Origin of the sequence: Liquorilactobacillus oeni DSM 19972 (genome assembly GCF_001436275.1) — a bacterium.
In the GTDB taxonomy this organism is placed as follows: Bacteria; Bacillota; Bacilli; order Lactobacillales; family Lactobacillaceae; genus Liquorilactobacillus; species Liquorilactobacillus oeni.
Window position 1 is genome coordinate 97,944 of sequence record NZ_AZEH01000034.1, and the last position, 19,955, is coordinate 117,898.

Below are 19,955 nucleotides of genomic sequence, written 5' to 3' on the forward strand. Positions count from 1 at the left end.
AACCCCCTCTAGTCAAAAATAACAATACTACAGTACCCGTAATGAGTAACTCGCATAATTTTAATTACTAATAACTTTTAATTTCATACTTCAGCACATTATAAAAAGCTTCCTTGATGTATTATAGCGGATAAATTTCCGAAATTTCCATCATAAGAAGCTTATTTTAAACCAATATTATTTACTTAATCCATAACATCTTTATCAAAGACTTCAATATTATCTAATCCACCATACCAGTCATACCATGGAGTAGCTCCTTCATTCAAGATGTCATTCAACTCGGTAACATTTTGCTTACCTTGTGTGTTGAGCCATTCAATCAGCCCTGCACGTCCCCTTTGTGCATAAACTTGGACTCCTTGCAGCCAAGTTGCACGTCCGCCTAAGATGCCATTATATTTTGTATGGGCTTTTCCTGCGAAAGTTAATTCATTGCGGAAAGTTTCAGCACTGACACCTGCAGATAAGTAGATAAAGGGCCGATCTACTGCATTGTTAGCTGCAGCAAAATACTTAGCTGCTTCTTCCCTTGTATAAAGCGGAGTAACGCCATCTGCAGTATAGCCTTCTACATAATCAAAGTTGACTGGAACTTCAGTTTTAATGACATCAATATGATATTTTTCTTTAGAAAATTCCCTCATCGAATCAATAACTAATTGTGGCTTTTTCTTGGCAAAAGCGCTGCTTTTTGTATCCGGAATTGCATCGTCATAAGTCACAATTTCCACAAAGAGTGGAATATCAGCCGCTAACCCTTCAGTGCCTAAACGTTCCAAAAAGGCATGTTTAACATCGTTTATTTCATCTTTGTCATTAGGGTTATAGTAAACTAAAACCTTAGCTGCATCTGCCCCTTTATTCAATAATCGCTGCAAACTTTCATTCGGCAGCAATTCTGGGAAGCGCCCGACTGTATTGGCATCATAACCTGTTTTTTCATAGGATAAAATCAAACCGCTTTGTTCTGATTTAGACTTAATTCCTTTGAAACCCAGTTCTTCGTCTAGTAGAATACCTGAAACATGATTCGTTAAAATCTGCGAAACAAGTTCTTTAAATTCGTATACCATTTCGATATTATAATTCTTTCCTGCCTGTTTGGCAGCTGCTGCCATCATCTTTTTCATTGAACCGCGTTGATCAATTGCAAGTGCTGCAATGATGCCATGGTCATTAGATAATTTTTGCAACTTAGTGAATTTGCCACGTGAAATTCTTTTCTTTACCATTTATTTTCCCCCTTTAATTAATAGTAACGATTACGCTTTACATGATAAACTTTCCTTTATTTATTGTAAAGCGTACTATCAGAATTTTGCTATTTCTACCCTCGATAAAGTTTTACAAAAATTAAACGTGATGTTTTTTGCTCTTTTCAATTTTTGAGTTCATAATCACCATGTACTGGCAATTACAATCTGCTTGTAATAAAATGACTCCTCTTAATTCTTTTTACGTTCCAGTATTGTTTCACTGTGTTCTTTCCTGTATTTTGTCATATTATTAGGGCTTGGATGCTTTTTTAATATTTATTAAAAAATGCTATAATTAATAAATTACTTACGAAATGGAGTATTTTATGCGTAAATTAACTTTTTTTATAATTGCTTTGATAATACTGCTCACATCTGGGTGCAGCACTCAGAAGCAAAAAACTGCCATTACTACCAATACAGTCAAAGCAACAACGCTCAAAGTTTTGAAACCCAACTCCAAAACTTGGACTTTCAGCAAGAAAATAAGTTCTAAGCAAACCTCAAACCATGGTGTTTCTAACAGCATATCGACTTCCGCTGTTTCAAAAACTGACGACCTTTCCAATTGGACCACTTCCAAAGGTCGATTTATATCATATTCTGTTAAATACAAGCAGGTTCCGTTGAAAGAGTGGCAACGAGACATGCGTAAAAACTTTGTTAAAAACGCTCAAAAGAAAATTCACTTGATGACGGTTACGCAAGTTAATGCTTCATTAAAAAAATTAGGTGCAGGCTTTAAAATCAGCAAGCTTTCAGATTTAATTTTTTTAGAAACACAAACTAATGGCATGCCATTAAATCAGGCATTTGTGGCTAAGGGCCATCACTTATATGCAATTGACATTCAGTATATTGATACAGATCAAACTATTACGATCGACCGCGGGCAGGTATTTGCCGATACACGCACTAAGAAAGCTGCCGGCCAGATTGCAGCAGCCAAATTAAATGGCACTTGGATTGCAGCTGAAACTACTACCAGTGCCAGTGATACTGGTAAAATTATGATTAAAGATGGCTACCTATATCAGCACCGTTATGATAGTTTCGAACGTTCTGCAATACAAAACTTAAATTCTTATTCATTGATATCCTTGAACCAAAACGCGACCTACGCTTCGCAAAAAATTAACGCAGCTAGAGCTGGTTACCAATTGAACCAAAAGACTGTTGCCAGCGGTGATAGTCTTGGATATCTCTATCTGTTTATTAATGAAAATAAGTTGATTCGAATCGGTCAAGGACAAGCCACCACTTATCAAAAAACAAGTACACTAGTAGCAGCAAATGATTTACCACAAGATGACATCAAAATTTTTGAACAGATGGATCAAAAAAATCCAGCTGAAGCTGCATCAACGATTACCGTTAAAGCTGATGCACCTCTTGTTGGTATGAGTAGCAGCATCAAGTACTTGACTGATCCAGAGGCTGGCCAAATTATCAGCAATGAAGCTGTCAGTCTTACTAACGGCACGGTTACTATCAATAACTAGAAACAGGTTAAAATTAAACAGCCAATATACTCTGCCTTAGATAAACAAGCTGACCCTTGCTTATAAAGGCAAAGTTCTTTATTTGTCATAAGAGTAATACAATAATACTTGGTTGATTTTTAAGACCACCGCTGATAGTCTTTTTTAAAAAGCTCAGGCTTTATACATGTCTTTTCTGAAAAGAGATATACTATCATTTTCGTTCAACAATTTTAATACAACAAAACTTTTAAAAAGCGCAACTTATTTAGTATATTCAATATTTCGGATTTCATTAATTGGGATAAACCTATTAGAATCGATAACAATATCATTAGCGTTATATCCATGTACTAATGTAGTTATATCAGGTAAATTAACGTTGTTTTTACCTAATTCTTTTAACTGAATCGTTACTTTCTGCTGTCTGTTATAAGCAGCCGCAAGAATTTCTGTAATCTTTTTTAAAGATTGCTGCGGTTTATAATGATATTCCTGATTAGCGTTTTGTTTATTTAAAGCAGCAGTATGATCAGACAAATAAAACCCTTGCCATTTAACCATCCCACGATCGTAATAATCATACTTGAAAAAATTATTGACGGTTTCCATATCAAAATGATCATTATTCAAGATTATCACGCCTCCATTGAATTATTTTCTGTGTTTTAGGCCATCTCATGTCAGCAAAGCCAATAAATTTAATTGTCAAATTGGTTTCCTGCTTTAATTCATCGATAATTTTCTCTAAATATCGGAGATCATAATTTTCAAGTTTATGTAAAGGAATAGATTTTAATCTTTTTCCCCTACGTTGACTGTTAAAAAAGAAATTATAACTGCTATCATAAGGATCGTTAGCAACTTGTATCCAGTATCTAGTCTGGTCAACTCTTTTAAACAACAGCATTATGCGGCCACAAATAACATCTAAATCATTATTCATAACTATTTCCCCCATTATGACCTCCAACTAGTTTGGCACGTTCAATAGCGGTACCACCCTTAGTTAAACTTGTTGCATACACTAATTTTGCAAACCCGAAGCGCTTGTGAATCTCATCAATAACATAATTTAACTTTTCATTTTTTACTTGACGGACCGGATCTAAAAATAAGTTAAGTTGTTGCCCTGTATTAAAGACCAATTTACTACTATATACTGCAATATTTCTGACGGCCTGTCCTTCCCAATTCTTTCTAAATAGAAAAATAAGTTGGTTAGCGATTTCATGGTCGCTGTTGCTGGGGTTAATTTTTACCGCTTGATGAAAGCCGTTGCGTCCGTCTTCCGCTGCTGCAGCGTAAGAAAAACCAATGGCTAAGGAAAGACAGTTCGCTAACTTATTATGATGTCGCAGCCTAGCAGCTACTTGCTTGCCAATTTCTTTGATTACAGTTTCAATCTCTGCTTGTCTTTTGTAATCATGCGGCAAAACTTGGGAGTTGCCAATACTAGCCGATTTAGTAATTGGCCTGTAATTCATCCTAGAGCGATCAACACCCCAAGAAACGGCAAATAATTGAGAACCGATTACCCCCATTTTCTCTTTCAATAAGTATGGATTAGCATGAGCAAGTTCATACATATTATGGATATGAAGATGCTTAAGGTGTTCGGCAGTCTTTTTGCCAATTCCCCATACATTGGTCAATTTATTAATGGTCTAAATTTTTTGAGTTACTGTTTCATAATGTATTTCACCAATTAAATCATGGGTATGTTTAGCGTAAACATCTAGAGCGATTTTAGCTTGTACTGGATTATCCCCAATTCCAACTGTCGTATACAAACCTAAATCTTTGCGCACAGTCTTTTGGATTAAGCGGGCAACTTCACGCGGCGAATTGCCAAACAATTTCCAAGAATGCGTTATGTCGAGAATGCTTTCATCAATGGAATAAGGCCAGATATCCTTTACAGCAGTAAACTGAGTAAATATATCATTAATCTGTAAATTACGCTGAATGTAAAGATTCATGCGTGGAGGTACTACATACAGCCGGGGGTCCTGTGGCAAATCTCTTTTACGAGATACATTTGCTTTTAAATGAAATAACCGTTTAGCCTCTGGAGAGGTAGCCAATATAAGCCCACCATTGGTATTTTTTTCTTCACTAAGTACTACTAATGGTACCTTGAGCGGATTATAACCACGTTGAACTGCTTCACAGCTAGCATAAAAGGATTTATTGTCAATTAAAAAGAAAACTCCCCGGGATTCATCATCCATAAACATAAACATCACTTCCGCTAATTTTATTTTTATTTTAGCACAAAAGCGAACACACGTTCATATAAAATGCAGAAAATTTGTTATATTTTACTTTTTGGCTAACTAACCATTGAAATTAAACGCAGAAAGAAATATAATAATTCTATGGATATCGAAATAAGCAAAGAAAAAAAGCTGGCTGAATTATTTAGTGCGCTTAGTGAGCCTAATCGAATCAGAATCATCAAAATTTTAAAAACCAGTGATACAGAGTTAACTTGCAGCCAAGTCAGCAAAGTACTGCAAATAGCACCTTCTACTGTTTCTTATCACTTCAAAGCTCTTCGTAAGGCTGGTTTAACAAACACTAGACGGCAAGCACAAACTAAATATCTATCGCTTAATGCAAAAACTTTTCAGAAATATTTGCCTCACTTTTTGGATTCATTATGAATCCTTTTTCTTTGAATACATATTTCGATAAATATAGAAATAAGAGGAAATCATTATGAAATTATTTTACGCATTCGGTGCTAGTTCATTAGCACCGCACATTCTGCTTGAAGAAAGCGGCCTACCCTATATACTCGAAAAAGTTAACCTAGATAATAAAACAACACAAAAAAACGACTATAATAAAATCACCCTCAAGTCCTATGTACCAGCATTACAAAATGATAATGGTAAAATCATGACTGAATGTTCCGTTATTTTAGAATATATTGCTAATAAAACAACAACTAAACAATTAATTGCAGAACATGACAGTCAAGTTTATTGGCAGCAAAGAGTGTAGCTGAACTATATTGCCACTGAGCTGCATAAAAACTTCATCTCTCCTTTTAGAAAGGGTAACTGGCTACCAAATACTAAAAATTCAAAACAACTTGTGTATAAAAGAGTTTTACCAAGGCTTAAATTTGTTGACCAGAAGTTGAATCAACAAGATTATATGGTTAATAACCAATTTTCTGTTCTTGATGCCTATCTATTTGTGATGACCAACTGGATTTATAGGTTGGACTATAGTTTTAAAGACTTGAATAACTTAAAAAGATTTGACAGTAACATGCGAAAACGTTCAGCAGTTAGTAAAGTTTTAAGTCAGGAAGGAAAACCACATTCTCTTCAAGAAAAAAGAAACTAGCTGCTTAAGAATGTTACTTTACTTAGTTTTTTGTTTAAAATATCCCTGTTGGGCATACAGTAGCATCGCTAAAAGAACACCGCTAACTGTAAAAAAAGAAATACCGAAAAAGCCAGTAAAGTTATTGATTAGAAGACCACCGAACATTCCACCAATCGCCTCACCTAAATACATGGCAGCATTGGTCAAAGACGACATGCTTCCTCTTGCCTGAGGTGTCCGCGCTTGTAATGTGCTCATAAACAATGGAAAAATCGCATCGCCGATAAAGTAAATTAATGCCAAAATAACAGTTACCATTATGATTGAAGTTGAAAAAGGTAAAACAATATAACCTGTTATAAAAAGCAAAAACTCTAATAAAAAGGCTCTAGGTAAAGTAAATATTTGTACCAACTTATTTCTAATATTGCAAGCCATTATTTTTAAACCTTCAATATTATAGAGTACATTTTTCTTTTTCTTGCATATAATACAAGCAATTAAAATAGGGTTTACAAATGTATAAAATTAATCTTATTAACTAATTTAACTATAAGCAGTTCTTGAACGCTTAAGTGGGAAAACTGACTATTGAAACACGTTAGTATGGCAACTGCAAGAGTGTACAAAAAAGAGGGCTGGGTCAAAAGTGAAATTTTAACCTAGCTCCTATAAACGTGTTCCATAAGTCAAAATTTTCCGTCTAACCTCGAATTACTCATAGCAAATCGCTCGCTGTGTTCGTAATTTCTTGTTAGTACTCAAATTTTACCGACTTATGTCACACTCTCTTCAACTAGTTAATTTAAGCATAATTATCAATGATGGCCCTTAATGCCTTAGCTGCACCCTTCTTCCCAGTACCTTCTTCGTAATATTTGATGAAACGCGGATCAGAAGCATACATAGCAGCTAAACCCTTATGAGCCTCAGACGAATACTGCCCCCTCGGCCAAGTAATACACAAAAATTCTTTATGCAGTTCAAAAAGATGCTTTGCAGCCGGCTGATCTAAGTCATGAATTCCTACAAAAGTTTTAAGCATAGACAAGATTTGCTTTGTTAGATCTTGCAAGTGTGTCATTTCATCCTCTGATAAAGAATTAAATTTTTGATTGCTATTATCAACTACCATATTACCGTATTTTCTTCGAACTTCTTTGCCATATTGTATTTCATTATCATCAATTGCTTTTGCTTTAAAAGCTGCGAATTTTTCTGCATCGTTCATTTTTGATGCTCCTTTCATAGTTGCAAGTGTCAGATCCAAATTAACAAGCAATCTCGATAACCGATCCCGTTCAGCAATGATATTTTGCCGCTGATTGCTTAAAGCTTGGTATTGCACATTTTCAGAACTATCTAGCACTTTTCTGATTTGGTCTAGCGGCAACTCAAACAACCTCAAAAACATGATCTTCTGCAGCCGATCAATTTCAATTTCATCATAGTAGCGATAATTATTTTTTGGATATCGTCGGGCTTTTAACAGCCCTTTTTTATCGTAGAACCGTAACGTGCGTGTTGAAATACCAGCCAATTTTGCTAATGCAGTTATCGAATATACCATTGTTTATTTCATCTCCTTACTTGCAAAATAAAGTATAGTCCTTGACGCCACGTCAAGGTCAAGTACATAAAACAGCAACTTAAACTACTGCAAAAAAGCAGATGGTACTTTAAAAGCTGCAGTACACAAAAAGATCATTAGCCATAATTGCTTATTTAATATTTTCATCAACTCTTTGATTATAATAATTTCCCCATTTTTCCATAGACTGAATAACTGGTATCAAAGTTTCTCCAAATTCTGTCAATTTATAATCTGTCTTAGGAGGAGTAACAGGATAGATCTTTTTTTCAATTACTCCATCACTTTCCAGTTCTTTCAACTGAATTGCTAGCATTCTCCGAGAACAATCCTTAATACTACGCTGCAGCTCACCAAAATGACAAATACTTTCTTTCATAAAATGATACAAAATAACAGCTTTCCATTTCCCTGAGATTATTTGTAGCGTACTTTCTACGGGACATCCCGCTTGGCAATTATAAATATGTCGTTTCATAATAAAATACCCCTCTAATCTTTATTATTTTATCTCCATATTAGATCATTTTTTAAATATGCACTAGTGAACTATTTGTTACTAGTGTTTAAAATTTCAATATTGCACGTTTTAGCTATACGGCTAATATAGAGGTGAAAGCGAGGAGATCAATATGACTAAGATGATGAAAGCAATTGGTTTTAAAGAACATCTGCCTATTGAAAAAGAAAACAGTCTAGTTGAGTTTAAAATGCCTAAACCAATAGCCAAGGGACACGATTTATTAGTTAAAGTAGCAGCGGTGTCTGTTAACCCGGTTGATACTGGAGTTAGAAAAAGCGGCCATAGTACATTAAAAATTCCAAAAGTAATTGGATGGGACGCTGTTGGAACAGTTGTATCCGTTGGTGAAGAAGCTTCATTGTTTGGAAAAGGTGATCCTGTTTTTTATGCCGGTTCTTTTAAACGTTCTGGCAGTAATAGCGAATGCCAGTTAGTTGATGAAAGAATTGTTGGTCATGCACCTACGAAATTGACCATTGCGCAAGCAGCTGCAATGCCCTTAACTTCTTTAACTGCTTGGGAAGCATTATTTGAACAATTAGAAATAGATCCAGCTAAACAAAAAAGCAACCGTAACAAAACAATTTTAATCATTAATGGTTCAGGAGGCGTTGGGTCAATTGCCACTCAACTGGCTCATTGGGCTGGATTAAAAGTTATTGCCAGTGCTTCTAGATCTGAAACAATTAAATGGGTCATTGACCATGGTGCCGACCAAGTCGTTAACCATCGAAAAGATTTAGTGGAGGAAGTCCGAAACCTTGGCTATCATTATGTGGATTATATCTTAGAATTAAATGATCTAGATGGTCATTGGAATGAAATGGCGGAATTAATCAAACCAAGTGGGAGAATTGCTTCAATTACCGAAAATCGACGGCCCATTAACTTACACAAATTAACACAAAAACGTGCTAAATTTGCTTGGGAATGGATGTACACAAAATCTTTTTATCAAACCTCTGACATGATTAGCCAGCATAATATTTTAGATCAAATTTCTAAGTTGTTGGATCAAGGAATTATCAAAAGTACATTGAATAAGATTTTGTTTCCAATCAATGTTTCCAATCTTAAAAAGGCGCATAAACTGGTCGAATCTAATCATATGGTCGGTAAAGTCGTTATTAATTATTCTGGCATCTAACTACCAGCTGTATTTTGAGCCAATAATCAAGTTGTCTATAGTCCGAGTAGTTTAAGAAATGCCGAGATAAGGGAATGGGACAAAATTTATAGTTTGACTCATTTTTTATACTCTCTTGCAGTTGCCATATTGATGTGTTTCAATAGTCAGCCCTCTTGCATAAGATTATATAAACTATAGAGATCTTCAATTGCGATCGCTGTATTACCAAATTTCATAAAAATTTTTCTTCTAAAAGTTTTCAATCCACCTGTCATTATTTTAAAGGTACTTTTATCTAACGCTGTTTATTAATAAATTCATTGGGCACAGCAAGTAATTTGTTAAATAATAATAATGAGAATATACTAATGTAGTACGGATAAAGGCATCTCGTACTATAGAACTGAAGCCAAGTTCAGAAAAGTTATTTTGTTATTCCTATTAAATTAGTTTTGAGTGAATAGGTTTAATTACTTTTTATTTACTGAAATTATGGCAAATTTCGGCCAAAAAATGATTGACTAAGGAACTTTAGAAACCTAACTTAACTCAAATGACAATAGTTCAATATTTTAATCAGCTCTGTTGCCTCAACAGCTATCTTTCATTGTTCTTTAGTCATTCAGCGAAACCATAAGGGAGGTTAAAGAATGTTAAAATCGGTTTTTAAATTTATAATTGCGTCAATCTTGATCATCAGCGGTATATTGGTTGGAAGTACTATCTTTGCTGCTAAAGGTATTGATAAATTAGGGGATAAGTTGCAGGACCAAATTTACCGTTAATATTTTGTGCATACGTTATCAAATTTTTAACCAAAAGTAACATTGAGCAATTTATGCTGCTGCTTTAAAACTTTGCAGTACATAAATATTTTTATTTTATATATCAGCTTATTGGCATTTTATTTAAACAGCCAATCAAGCAACAGAGGAAGAGAAGATATGGAACCTGAACTTGAAGAACAAAGTAGCTTTTTGAAATATTGTGTTTATGTTATTTCTCTGGGCGGTTTTTTATTTGGTTATGATACGGGCGTTATTAATGGTGCGTTAGCATTCATGAGTAAACCCGACCAACTTAATTTATCGCCTGCACTACAAGGGATAGTTTCTAGTTCTCTTGTAATAGGAGCCTGTATTGGAGCGCTATTTTGCGGCAAATTAGCTGATCGCTTTGGCAGAAAAGTCACTTTACGCTGGATAGCAATCATCTTTACAATTGCTACTATCTGTTGCGCATTATCCATCGACTTTGCTTCTATGGCAATCTTTCGCTTTATATTGGGCTTGGCAGTAGGAGCAGCATCAAGTTTATCACCAATGTTTTTAGCTGAAATATCGCCAACTCAAGTACGAGCGAATAATGTAAATAAAAATGCAATTTTTATTGTTTTGGGCCAGCTTGTTGCATTTTGCTTTAACGCATTGCTAGGCAGCATCTGGGGTGACTGGGGTCCAATTTGGCGGGTAATGATCGCTTTAGCATGTATCCCAGCGATTATATTGTGGATTAATTCTTTCAATATTATTGGAAGTCCGCATTGGCTGTTGCAGCAGCGAAGATTTAAAAGAGCTAGGCATGTATTCCAACTGCTTGGTTTTCAAAATATTGATTTTACCAAGTTGGTTAAAGGCAAAAACCCACATTCACAAAAAGTTAAAACTTTTACTTGGCGTAGTATACTCAGCCATGCCAGTCTTGTATACTTATTGGTTTCAGGAATTATCATTGCTCTCATTCAGCAGATTTCTGGTGTCAATACCGTTATGTATTACGGAACTATCCTTTTGGAAAAAGTGGGTATGGGACAAAGCGGATCGTTATACGCTAATATTTTGATTGGGGCTGCATCCGTAGTTGCCAGTATCTTCGGCACACGTCTGATCGAGCGTTTTGATCACCGGTTGATGTTACGAATCGGCTTGGTCGGAAATGTAGTCTTTTTAGTTTTATTAGGAGCCATCATGCATGTGACCTTTTTATCACAAACTATGACAAATAGTTTAGTTCTTATTTCATTGGTCTTATTTTTAGCAAATCATCAAGGTATTGTCAGCCCGGTAACATGGCTTATACTGGCGGAAATGTTTCCAGGAACAGTCAAAGCACGTTTTATGTCAATCGCTACGGCCACTACTTGGATAACAAATTTCATAATCAGCTTAATATATCCGGTATTGATTTCCACACTTGGTACAGCAGCTGTCTTTTTCATTTTTGCCTTAACGAACGGTATCAGCTTCTTTTTAGCAATGTTTGTTATTAACCAAAAGAAACTGCGGTCTGCTTACCAGAAAAATTCGTTGGATATATAAATTAGGAGGAGATTATAATATGGCTAACTTTTATATTAAAACAAATGCAGTGACACACGAGTTGCCAGATAACAAGCGTCCTAAGTTCTTTATGTTTGGAGTCCCAGGCTACACTAATATGGGCGATCAGGCAATTTCACTGGCAGCACGTAAGTACATTGAAAATGAATTCCCGGAATATCAATATATTGAAGTGTTGGAAGATGATGATGACAAAGCTATCCCAGTGGTAAAAAAAGCAATCAATAGGTGTGATATTGTAGCCTTTACCGGTGGCGGAAACATGGGAAATCTATATTCTAACCACGAAGTTGCACGCAGAAAAGTATTTTCCACTTTCACTGATAACCTCACCATTTCATTTCCACAATCTATCCACTTTGAAGACAATGAAGATGGTCGCAAAGAACAAAAATTGAGCCAAGCAGCTTATAGTAAAAATAAAAATTTAGTTTTAGTAGCACGTGATGCACAAAGCTATCACAGAATGCAGACAACCTTTAACAACACAGTTATCTTTACACCAGACATGGTGTTGTACATGGATCCCTTGAAGAAAAACGTTAAAAGATCTGGAGCACTGTTTGTATTCAGACATGATGGAGAAAAAGTAGTAAAAGATTCTGTCGTTCAAGGATTAAAAAAGTCTTTGGATAATGGGCGCCCAATAGAATTCACCGATACGGTCTTAGATGATGTTGACGCCATTACTCCTGTAACGCGAGGAAAATTATATGAACGTGAATTAGAGCTGTTTTCACACCAGGAAGTAATCATTACTGACCGCTGGCATGCAATGGTCTTTTCAGTCTTAACTGGAACACCATGCCTGCTTATGGGAAATAGTTATGGTAAGGGTAAACATGCATATTTCGACTGGATAGAAAGTATCGATTGGGTAAGTTACACAGATGAAGAAGACTTAGGCCGAATTAACAGACAGCTCAAATTCTTGATGAATTCTTCAAGACACGATTATGATGTTAAACCTGATTTCAAGCAATTGCATGACATCATTAAAAACTACTACCAAAATAAAAAGTAATACTATTTGCAACTAACACTTTTTAAGTATAAAAAATAAGGAGATGTGCCAATAGTCATTAGGCTTTGAGATTGCATGCAACACGCTAATGCGCGTATTGAAGATTAAAATAGAGGGACTGAGGCAAAAATTAACTTTTGCCTCAGTCCCTCTATTTACTACTATCACATTGCGAACTTGCTTAACACATTTCATCGGTTATGGCTGTAAAAGCTGTGATAGGCAAAATTATTAAAGGACATAGTAGAGTAACTTTAACATCATAATTAAAATACCATGGTAAATGAATCGTAATGGCAGCAAAAATATTTACTATAGTAAAATTCTCCTACGGAAAAAACACTATTCTCTGCATGTAAATTATTATTTACGTCTAGTTAAGATTCTCTTCTCTTAAAGTCATTGCGTTTAAAGCCACTACAATGGTACTCAACGACATAACAATTGCTCCTATCATTGGATCTAGTACAATTCCAGCAGGTGCTAAAATACCTGCCGCCAGAGGAAGTGCTATGATATTATAACCGCTTGCCCACCACAGGTTCTGAACCATTTTACGTATCGTTAATTTAGCAATCGACAACAGCTTAACAATATCGTTCGGGTTTGATTCAACTAAAATAATATCAGCAGATTCAACAGCAACATCCGTTCCCGAACCGATAGCTACACCGATATCTGCACGTGCTAAGCTGGGAGCATCATTTATCCCATCACCTACAAACATAACTTTACCTTTTTTTTGATAATGCTGAACTTGTTCTTCTTTATCTTCCGGCAGCAACTGTGCTTTAAAATCAGTGATCCCTAACTGGGCTGCTACTTTTTGTGCGGTTGCCTGGTTATCGCCAGTCAGCATAACTGGGGTCAGCCCCTGCTCTAAAAGGCTTTGAATCATTTGCTTAGCTTGCGGTTTAATCCGATCCCCTTGTGCTGCTAGACCAATTACCTGCTGTTTTTGAAGTAAAAAGCTGATAGTATTGCCTGTTGCAGCTAATTTTTCTGTTTCTTCACGCGGAAACTTCAAGTGCTGTTTTTCAACATATCCTAAAGAAACAATTGCATAGCTTTTCCCGGCTATTTTTCCGCTTAAACCAACTCCCGTTTGCTGGTGTGTATCCACTGCTTTTTCATAAGTGATCCCTTCTGCAGCAGCAGCTTTGAGTATGCCGGTTGCTAAGGGATGAGTTGACTGGCTTTCCAGACTGGCAAACAACTGCAATATTTTATGATCATCATAATCAGTGCTCAGTGTTTTAACTGCATTAACTTTAAAATCTCCTTCAGTAAGTGTGCCTGTTTTATCCATTAACACATAACGTAACCGTTTCACCTGTTCCAAAGCACTGCGATTTCTAATTAAAAGCCCATTAGCAGCAGAAATAGAAGTACTGCGTGCTGCGACTAAAGGAATTGCTAATCCAAGGGCGTGCGGACAAGCAATAATAAATACAGTTACCGCAGTTGAAAGTGCAAACGCCAGATTATCAAGAAAAAGCCAAGCAGCAAAAGAAGTAATTCCGATAATCAATGCGGCATAGAAAAGATAACTTGCAACTTTATCAGCCATAGTTTCGGTTTGTGACTTATTTTTCTGTGCATCCTGTACTAACTTAACAACCTTGGCAAGGTATCCAGTATCTCCTGTGCCGGTAACTTTTAAATTAAAAGTCCCGTTTCCATTTATCGTACCACCGATCACTTGATCACCGTGCTTCTTTGCAACATTCTTTGCTTCTCCAGTTACCAAGGATTCATTCAAACTGCTTTGACCGCTAACAACTATTCCATCAGCAGGCACTTGTTCGCCAGCACGGACTTGGAGTTCTTGCTTAATTTTCAATTTTGCTAAAGCAACATCTTCGGTACTGCCGTCCGCTTTAACTAAGTGTGCTTTACTAGGAAGTAATTTTGCCAACTTGTCAACTGCAGAACCAGCATTCATAACCGCATTCATTTCGATCCAATGACCCAGAAGCATAATTACAATCAAGGTTGCTAATTCCCAGAAGAAATCCATTACATGCGGCATCACTGAAAATACATTATTTGCAATCACCGCATAAATACTATAAATATAGGCAACCGAGATCCCAAGGGTTATTAAAGTCATCATTGCTGGTTTGCGTTCTGTCAATTCTCCCTTTGCTCCGCTAAAGAATGGTTTGCCTCCATAAAAGAACAGTACGCTTCCCAAAAGCGCAACCACCCATTCGGAACCAGAAAATGTAAATTGAAATGGTAATTTTACACCCATCATCGGCGACATTACAATCACTGGAATCATCAGCAGCAATGAAATCCAAAACTTTTGTTTTAGATTCCCCATATGCATCATATGTCCGCCATGCATCATTTCATCATGCCCCATCATCTGGCTATGGTCATGATTCATTTGTCCGTGATCCATTGAGGCGTGCTCCATTTGCTGATGATCCATCTGGTTGTATCTTTTATTCTTATTTTCTTCAGTCAATTGTTCATGGTTTGAATGCATTTGGCACTGGTGATCATGCACTTTTCCTATCTCTTGGCTACATTCTTTTTGTTTGTACTGCTTATGAGTGCCATGTTCATGACACATCATTTTTTGTTCTTTCTTATCCTCATTCTTTGTCATCATTTTCCTCCTTTTAGCAATGTTTGTGCGGTAAACAGTTGCACGGAACCTCATCAGGTGCAGTCTTTCTCTTTTCCTGCAGCAGATTACTTAAACTATCGATGTCACTTTTACTTAAAGTCAGTTCTTTTAGGTCTGCTAAAATTGCCTTGCCCACTTTCATTGCGCACATCCTTTGAAAAAGTGCAAGCGAAGTTTGACTCATTGCTGCTATTTCCGTAACTAATGGGTGATAAATAAACTGCCGTCCTTCTTGTTTCGTTGCAAGCATTCTTTTTTTTACTAGTCGGCTTAACAATGTCTTAACAGTCGAAGTTGACCAGTCGCATTTTTGCCCCATGATTTCGCTTAACTGTCTGCTGGTTACATTATTCAACGTCCAAATAACACGCATAATTTCCCACTCAGAGCCTGAAATTGCCCCTACTTCGCTGCTTCCCATACTAAGCCCTCCCTTTCGTCTACAAACGTAGATTTTAATTGTTAAACAAAACCGCTTATTTTCCGCCAACATGGGTACGCTAAGCGGAAAGTTTCAAATAAGCGGTTGTTAATCCCTTATTCCTACTATGCTAATAAACCTTTACCTTACAAAAACATTATATTATTTAAATCTACATTTGTAAACAATAACATATTTAGTGCCTTCTTTGGCTTTGATCATTTAGTTTGGGAAAATTTTCTCTAAGAATATACTGTCCGATCAATGATACAATCTGTTTATTTTGCGGTAAATCTGAATGTGCAGTATTAGCCCCTGTCACAGTGATCTCAGTAAAGCTCCTAATTTCACTTTGAAAAATATACTTTGCATAATTAACGCTATTATAAGGAACAGTACCATCGCTAGTATAATTTTCAGTGCCGGCTATTGAATACATCACCAGCGATTCAGGCAGACCTTCACGGTAATTGTATAATTCCTTAAACATCGATGTTTTATAAACTGTACTTGTTGACGTCTCATTATAAGGAGTCGCAATTGTCATAAAACGATCTACCCGCAATGCCGGAGTCTGTTTGAGATATCGTTCAAAAAAAAGTGCCAGAATAAGCCCGCCATTAGAATGGCCTAAAGCGGAAAAATGATTAAAATGATATATACTGATGAGTTGTTTAACGGCTGTATTCAGCCAAACAGCCTGTTTATCAATATTTGTTTTGCCATCTTTATTATTCTGAAAACTAATTACAATAAACGGTTGATTATCATTGCGGTTGATTACACCGCTTGTAGTTACTTTTCCGTTTGTTTTAACGACCACCTTCAGTACACTATGATGCTGGGGGGCTTCTTGCCCTAATTCCGCAATCAAACTATCAAAGCGATTCTGAGTAGCACTTGATCCAGGAACCATAATAACAGGTGCCATTTCTGTTTTTCCAGCATTTCTTAAGCGCGTGATGTTACTACGGTTCCACTTGTACGCAGGAAGACAAACAGCAAGCAATAGAAAAATGGCAAGTATCCAGTATAACCACCTATTTTTCATTCTCAATTTCTCCTCTTCGCGAGCTTTTTATCCGGTTATCCAATATGATAAAAGGCAGATAAATAGCGATCCCTGCTACGACATTGATAATACTGATCAACAGAGCCTGCCATGTCCCTCCTGTACCAAGCCAGCCGATTAAAAGACCTGGTGTGCTGCTACTGACAGGATAAACTGTTGGCGGCATAAAGTTGAGTTTTAAAGCGCACCAAGTAATCAGGATACTTGCAACCGGAGTAAGCAAAAAAGGAATAGCCAAAAGAGGATTATAAAGAACTGGCAATCCTATTAAAAGCGATTGACTCACATTAAAAATACTTGGAAACAGACTAGTTTTAGCAACTAACTGAAAATTTTGGTTACGCGAATATAAAAGGATCGTAATTAACAACGATAGTGCCATTCCGGGGCCACCGATATTCGCAAAGCTGTCAAAAAGGGTGTGGATTGTAATCGGGTTAGGAGCTCCCCAAGGAGAACCATGCTGAATGGCATATTCAAGGTTTTGAATAGTGCTTCCTGCGTTAATACCGCTAAAATTAAATGAACCAGTAATTCCCAAAAACCAGAAACCGTTGCTCAAGAAAGCTGCACACACTGCCGTTAAGAGTATCCATTCATAGTTGCTGAATGAAAGTTCATATAAACCGGAAACAAGCCCGTTAGCTCCTGTTCTGCCAAAAAAACTGGCAGCGTAACTGAACATTCCAAATAACATCAAAGTAATAGCGATCGGTAAAATATTATAACGGATCCACGCAGATGTCCTTAGCATCAGATGCGGATCTTTTTTTTTCGAACGGGCTCCCAGACGATTAAAAATCCAACCTGTTGTTAGGCCGACTACCAATGCTAGAAAGCAGCCATTGTAACTGAGATTATTTTCTAAAAATTTATTAACCTGTTGCCGTCCCGTATATGCTAAAAAGCTGCCATTAAAATTCATTATCATAAAAGCAAATACTGCTGTTAGACTGGCTGCTATATTATAATACGCGTTTTTTCGAGTAGCAAGGTTAGCCGCTAAGAATACCACAGCAATTGCCACTACCCCGTTAATACTCAAGTCAAGCAGGCTAAGATAGTTTGCTAGTAATTTAAACCCCGGTAACCAATTTTTGACGTGATAGATATTATTTAAGAAACCGTTTTTTTGAAAAACAGCTTGATTTAAAAAATCAACGTATGTTCCCACAAGCACAAAGGGAAATAACAAAGTCAGTGTTTCGTGAATAATTTGGAAATAAACTTGATGCTTTGCAAAGCTGTTGAATTTAACTAAAAAATTTGTTAATCTTCCCGTCATTGCAATCATTCCTTAAAGTTTGTAACAATTTATTCTTTATTTTAGCACAGCATCATCTTAAAAATTAACTCAGACTCATACTCTAAGGATACAATTCTTTAAGGTGCTGAACATCTACTTTCTGAATCCCGTATTCTGAACCTTGAGGCTGCATTACGGAAGCTTCAGCAGTATCATGTGCTAACCCAAGAGCATGACCTAGCTCATGTTCAGCTGTATTGATTTTACGCTGCAGTGAATAATTATCAAGATAATAAATATTCAGCTTAGAAACTGCATGAATCAAAAAATGTTCATTATTTACATTGTTAAAAAGTGTTCTGGTTTCAGTGACCCCTGCCATCGAGGTATTGCTTTGATTTTCAACTGTCAGCACAATATCGGCATTTTGTTTGTTATTGCTCACTACTAATTTGAAAACTTTATAACTATTCCAGTTATTGACAGCCTGCTGCCAAGCAGTTCGATACTGGGAAGAAATATTAGCGGGAAGATCAAAATAAACGGTGGCCGTTTTTTTGTCCCACACGCTTTGTGCAGTTCTTGCGGTACTTTTAGCTGCTGTCGATGTATCCGTTTGTGCTGACGAAGAACTGCTTTGCGTTGAATCATCCCAGTTTGCTGTATCTGAACTTGTAGTTGAATCTGGTTTTGAAGTTACGTTCCTAGGATAAAAAGACTGTTGCTTAAGGCTCTGTACAGAATCTTGAACTAAAGTCGCCGTCTGTTTCATTGCAGCAGAGGCCCAATCTTTGCCCCACACTACGAATTCAGGTTCTTTAACAAGAATGCAAAGAACAGCTCCTAACAATAGAAGTCTTATAAATCTAAATAATTTCATTTTTTCTCCTCTATCTTTTACGGACGGTCTGCTATTAAATTGTACATGATTTTAACCTACAGAAAGTAAAAAAAAGATTAAGAATAAGAAATTCAAAAAAATGCAGCTTTTAACCTACTTTATTAGACCAGCCATAATCAGGTAATTCTATCTTTCCTTTCTTGGTATTAGACACAAAAGGGTTGCCAGCTACATAGAAACGAAGCGGCGCATAAGTTGCTGTTCCTCTTTTGCTGACACCTATCCTAGGAGCAGAAATAATTTTTTTAGGCACCCGACGGCTTTCAAGCTCTAGCGTTAATGCTCCTTTGTTTACAGGCGTTAAGTTAAGTTTTTTATCTTGAATCCCCCATGCCTCCATAAATTTGGCCGGTCCATTAGTAAGTTCAAATCCGTTTTTTGATCGGTTTGCTGCCATCAGCTCTTTGCCTTCGTACGGTTCAATTGCTCGGATCAGAATACCTTGGGGGTTGTCTCTTTCCTGCGCAGCAAAATTAAACATGTATTTCCCACGTAAAGAGTAGATATAAATAGTTCCTGGAGGCCCGTAAAGAGCCTCATTAAATGCCGATCTGCGGCCATTGAATGCATGTGCCGTTGAATCCCTTTCTCCTAAATATGCTTCAGTTTCAACGATATATCCGCTTACGATTCCTCTTTTACTCTTATAGCTCATCTTTCGTCCCAAAAGGTCACGTGCAATCGCAGCGGTAGAACGACCATTGAAAAAAGCTCTTGGGGTCATGACATGATACACTTCCTTTTTTATAAACACACTAAATATATTTTAATTTTAACAACTTAATCAAGCAGTTTCAAAAGCGGATAATAAACGGAAGTCTTCCTCCGTACTAAGCTAAGAAAACATAGTATCAACTCTAGAAACTTTGTTTTCATAGTTTTGTAATAAAGCTTCTGCAAATCATAGTAAGCGCTTGCAAAAAATTAAAAATACTGTATACTACAAAGTGTAAGGGATTATAGCAAACGCTATAATCGAAGGT

General features: G+C 36.5%; 17 protein-coding genes and 3 pseudogenes. 7 read left to right on the forward strand and 13 right to left on the reverse strand.

Features of this window, described 5'->3' with window-relative positions:
- Nucleotides 1-185: 185 nt before the first annotated feature.
- Entirely contained in the window at nt 186-1,235 is a 1,050-nt protein-coding gene (locus FD46_RS04450; protein ID WP_057895981.1) for a tagatose 1,6-diphosphate aldolase, read from the reverse strand.
- Between the two features lie 350 nt (nt 1,236-1,585).
- On the opposite strand from FD46_RS04450, the gene FD46_RS04455 reads away from it, so the two are divergent.
- Complete coding sequence (locus FD46_RS04455; protein ID WP_057895982.1) at nt 1,586-2,761, forward strand: hypothetical protein; 1,176 nt, start codon at nt 1,586-1,588, stop codon at nt 2,759-2,761.
- A gap of 243 nt (nt 2,762-3,004) precedes the next feature.
- Here the strand turns inward: FD46_RS04455 and FD46_RS04460 are convergent, their stop codons facing one another.
- From FD46_RS04460 to FD46_RS04470, 3 genes and pseudogenes are all read right to left on the reverse strand, one after another.
- Nucleotides 3,005-3,373 (reverse strand): hypothetical protein, encoded by a 369-nt coding sequence (locus tag FD46_RS04460; RefSeq protein WP_057895983.1) that lies wholly within the window; start codon nt 3,371-3,373, stop codon nt 3,005-3,007.
- On the reverse strand, nt 3,366-3,686 hold the full coding sequence (locus FD46_RS04465) for a hypothetical protein (protein WP_057896026.1): 321 nt from the start codon (nt 3,684-3,686) through the stop codon (nt 3,366-3,368). The genes FD46_RS04460 and FD46_RS04465 overlap by 8 nt, the downstream gene beginning before the upstream one ends.
- A pseudogene (locus FD46_RS04470) lies at nt 3,679-4,980 on the reverse strand (Y-family DNA polymerase). Before FD46_RS04470 ends, FD46_RS04465 begins: the two are co-directional and overlap by 8 nt.
- 141 nt (nt 4,981-5,121) lie before the next feature.
- Between FD46_RS04470 and FD46_RS04475 the strand changes: the two are divergent.
- Together FD46_RS04475 and FD46_RS04480 are read left to right on the forward strand one after the other, a co-directional pair.
- Entirely contained in the window at nt 5,122-5,409 is a 288-nt protein-coding gene (locus FD46_RS04475) for an ArsR/SmtB family transcription factor (protein WP_057895984.1), read from the forward strand.
- Between the two features lie 55 nt (nt 5,410-5,464).
- Nucleotides 5,465-6,103: pseudogene (locus FD46_RS04480) on the forward strand (glutathione S-transferase N-terminal domain-containing protein).
- Between the two features lie 18 nt (nt 6,104-6,121).
- On the opposite strand, the pseudogene FD46_RS04485 reads toward FD46_RS04480, so the two are convergent.
- The 3 genes and pseudogenes from FD46_RS04485 to FD46_RS04495 all read right to left on the reverse strand — a co-directional run.
- Nucleotides 6,122-6,505, reverse strand: a pseudogene (locus FD46_RS04485) (MFS transporter); the annotation flags it as partial.
- 385 nt (nt 6,506-6,890) lie between these two features.
- Nucleotides 6,891-7,655 carry a MerR family transcriptional regulator gene (locus FD46_RS04490; RefSeq protein ID WP_057895986.1) on the reverse strand — a complete coding sequence of 255 codons (765 nt, stop codon included), beginning with the start codon at nt 7,653-7,655 and terminating at the stop codon, nt 6,891-6,893.
- 151 nt (nt 7,656-7,806) lie between these two features.
- A complete protein-coding gene (locus FD46_RS04495; protein WP_057895987.1) occupies nt 7,807-8,154 on the reverse strand; it encodes a winged helix-turn-helix transcriptional regulator in 348 nt (115 codons plus the stop codon).
- Nucleotides 8,155-8,308: 154 nt separating this feature from the next.
- On the opposite strand from FD46_RS04495, the gene FD46_RS04500 reads away from it, so the two are divergent.
- The 4 genes from FD46_RS04500 to FD46_RS04510 all read left to right on the forward strand — a co-directional run bounded on the left by FD46_RS04500 (nt 8,309) and on the right by FD46_RS04510 (nt 12,691).
- Nucleotides 8,309-9,346, forward strand: coding sequence for a zinc-binding alcohol dehydrogenase family protein (locus tag FD46_RS04500; RefSeq protein ID WP_187329019.1), 1,038 nt, complete (start codon nt 8,309-8,311; stop codon nt 9,344-9,346).
- Between the two features lie 632 nt (nt 9,347-9,978).
- Nucleotides 9,979-10,113 (forward strand): hypothetical protein, encoded by a 135-nt coding sequence (locus FD46_RS10675; protein WP_268872846.1) that lies wholly within the window; start codon nt 9,979-9,981, stop codon nt 10,111-10,113.
- Between the two features lie 159 nt (nt 10,114-10,272).
- Complete coding sequence (locus tag FD46_RS04505) at nt 10,273-11,646, forward strand: sugar porter family MFS transporter (RefSeq protein WP_057895988.1); 1,374 nt, start codon at nt 10,273-10,275, stop codon at nt 11,644-11,646.
- 19 nt (nt 11,647-11,665) lie between these two features.
- Nucleotides 11,666-12,691 (forward strand): polysaccharide pyruvyl transferase family protein, encoded by a 1,026-nt coding sequence (locus FD46_RS04510; RefSeq protein WP_057895989.1) that lies wholly within the window; start codon nt 11,666-11,668, stop codon nt 12,689-12,691.
- Nucleotides 12,692-13,064: 373 nt separating this feature from the next.
- Here FD46_RS04510 and FD46_RS04515 read toward each other — a convergent pair whose 3' ends face one another.
- The 6 genes from FD46_RS04515 to FD46_RS04540 form a co-directional block, all read right to left on the reverse strand.
- Nucleotides 13,065-15,311: a heavy metal translocating P-type ATPase gene (locus tag FD46_RS04515; protein WP_420805342.1), complete on the reverse strand. Its 2,247-nt coding sequence runs from the start codon at nt 15,309-15,311 to the stop codon at nt 13,065-13,067.
- A gap of 13 nt (nt 15,312-15,324) precedes the next feature.
- Nucleotides 15,325-15,753: a CopY/TcrY family copper transport repressor gene (locus FD46_RS04520; RefSeq protein ID WP_057895990.1), complete on the reverse strand. Its 429-nt coding sequence runs from the start codon at nt 15,751-15,753 to the stop codon at nt 15,325-15,327.
- Nucleotides 15,754-15,949: 196 nt separating this feature from the next.
- Nucleotides 15,950-16,804, reverse strand: coding sequence for an alpha/beta hydrolase (locus FD46_RS04525; protein WP_057895991.1), 855 nt, complete (start codon nt 16,802-16,804; stop codon nt 15,950-15,952).
- A complete protein-coding gene (locus tag FD46_RS04530) occupies nt 16,794-18,110 on the reverse strand; it encodes a PTS transporter subunit EIIC (RefSeq protein ID WP_057895992.1) in 1,317 nt (438 codons plus the stop codon). Before FD46_RS04530 ends, FD46_RS04525 begins: the two co-directional genes overlap by 11 nt.
- Nucleotides 18,111-18,192: 82 nt before the next feature.
- Nucleotides 18,193-18,951: a M57 family metalloprotease gene (locus tag FD46_RS04535; protein WP_083479372.1), complete on the reverse strand. Its 759-nt coding sequence runs from the start codon at nt 18,949-18,951 to the stop codon at nt 18,193-18,195.
- A 109-nt stretch (nt 18,952-19,060) separates the two neighbouring features.
- The gene (locus FD46_RS04540; RefSeq protein ID WP_057895994.1) at nt 19,061-19,696 is read right to left on the reverse strand and encodes a DNA-3-methyladenine glycosylase; all 636 of its coding nucleotides are present in this window, start codon (nt 19,694-19,696) and stop codon (nt 19,061-19,063) included.
- Nucleotides 19,697-19,955: the final 259 nt, after the last annotated feature.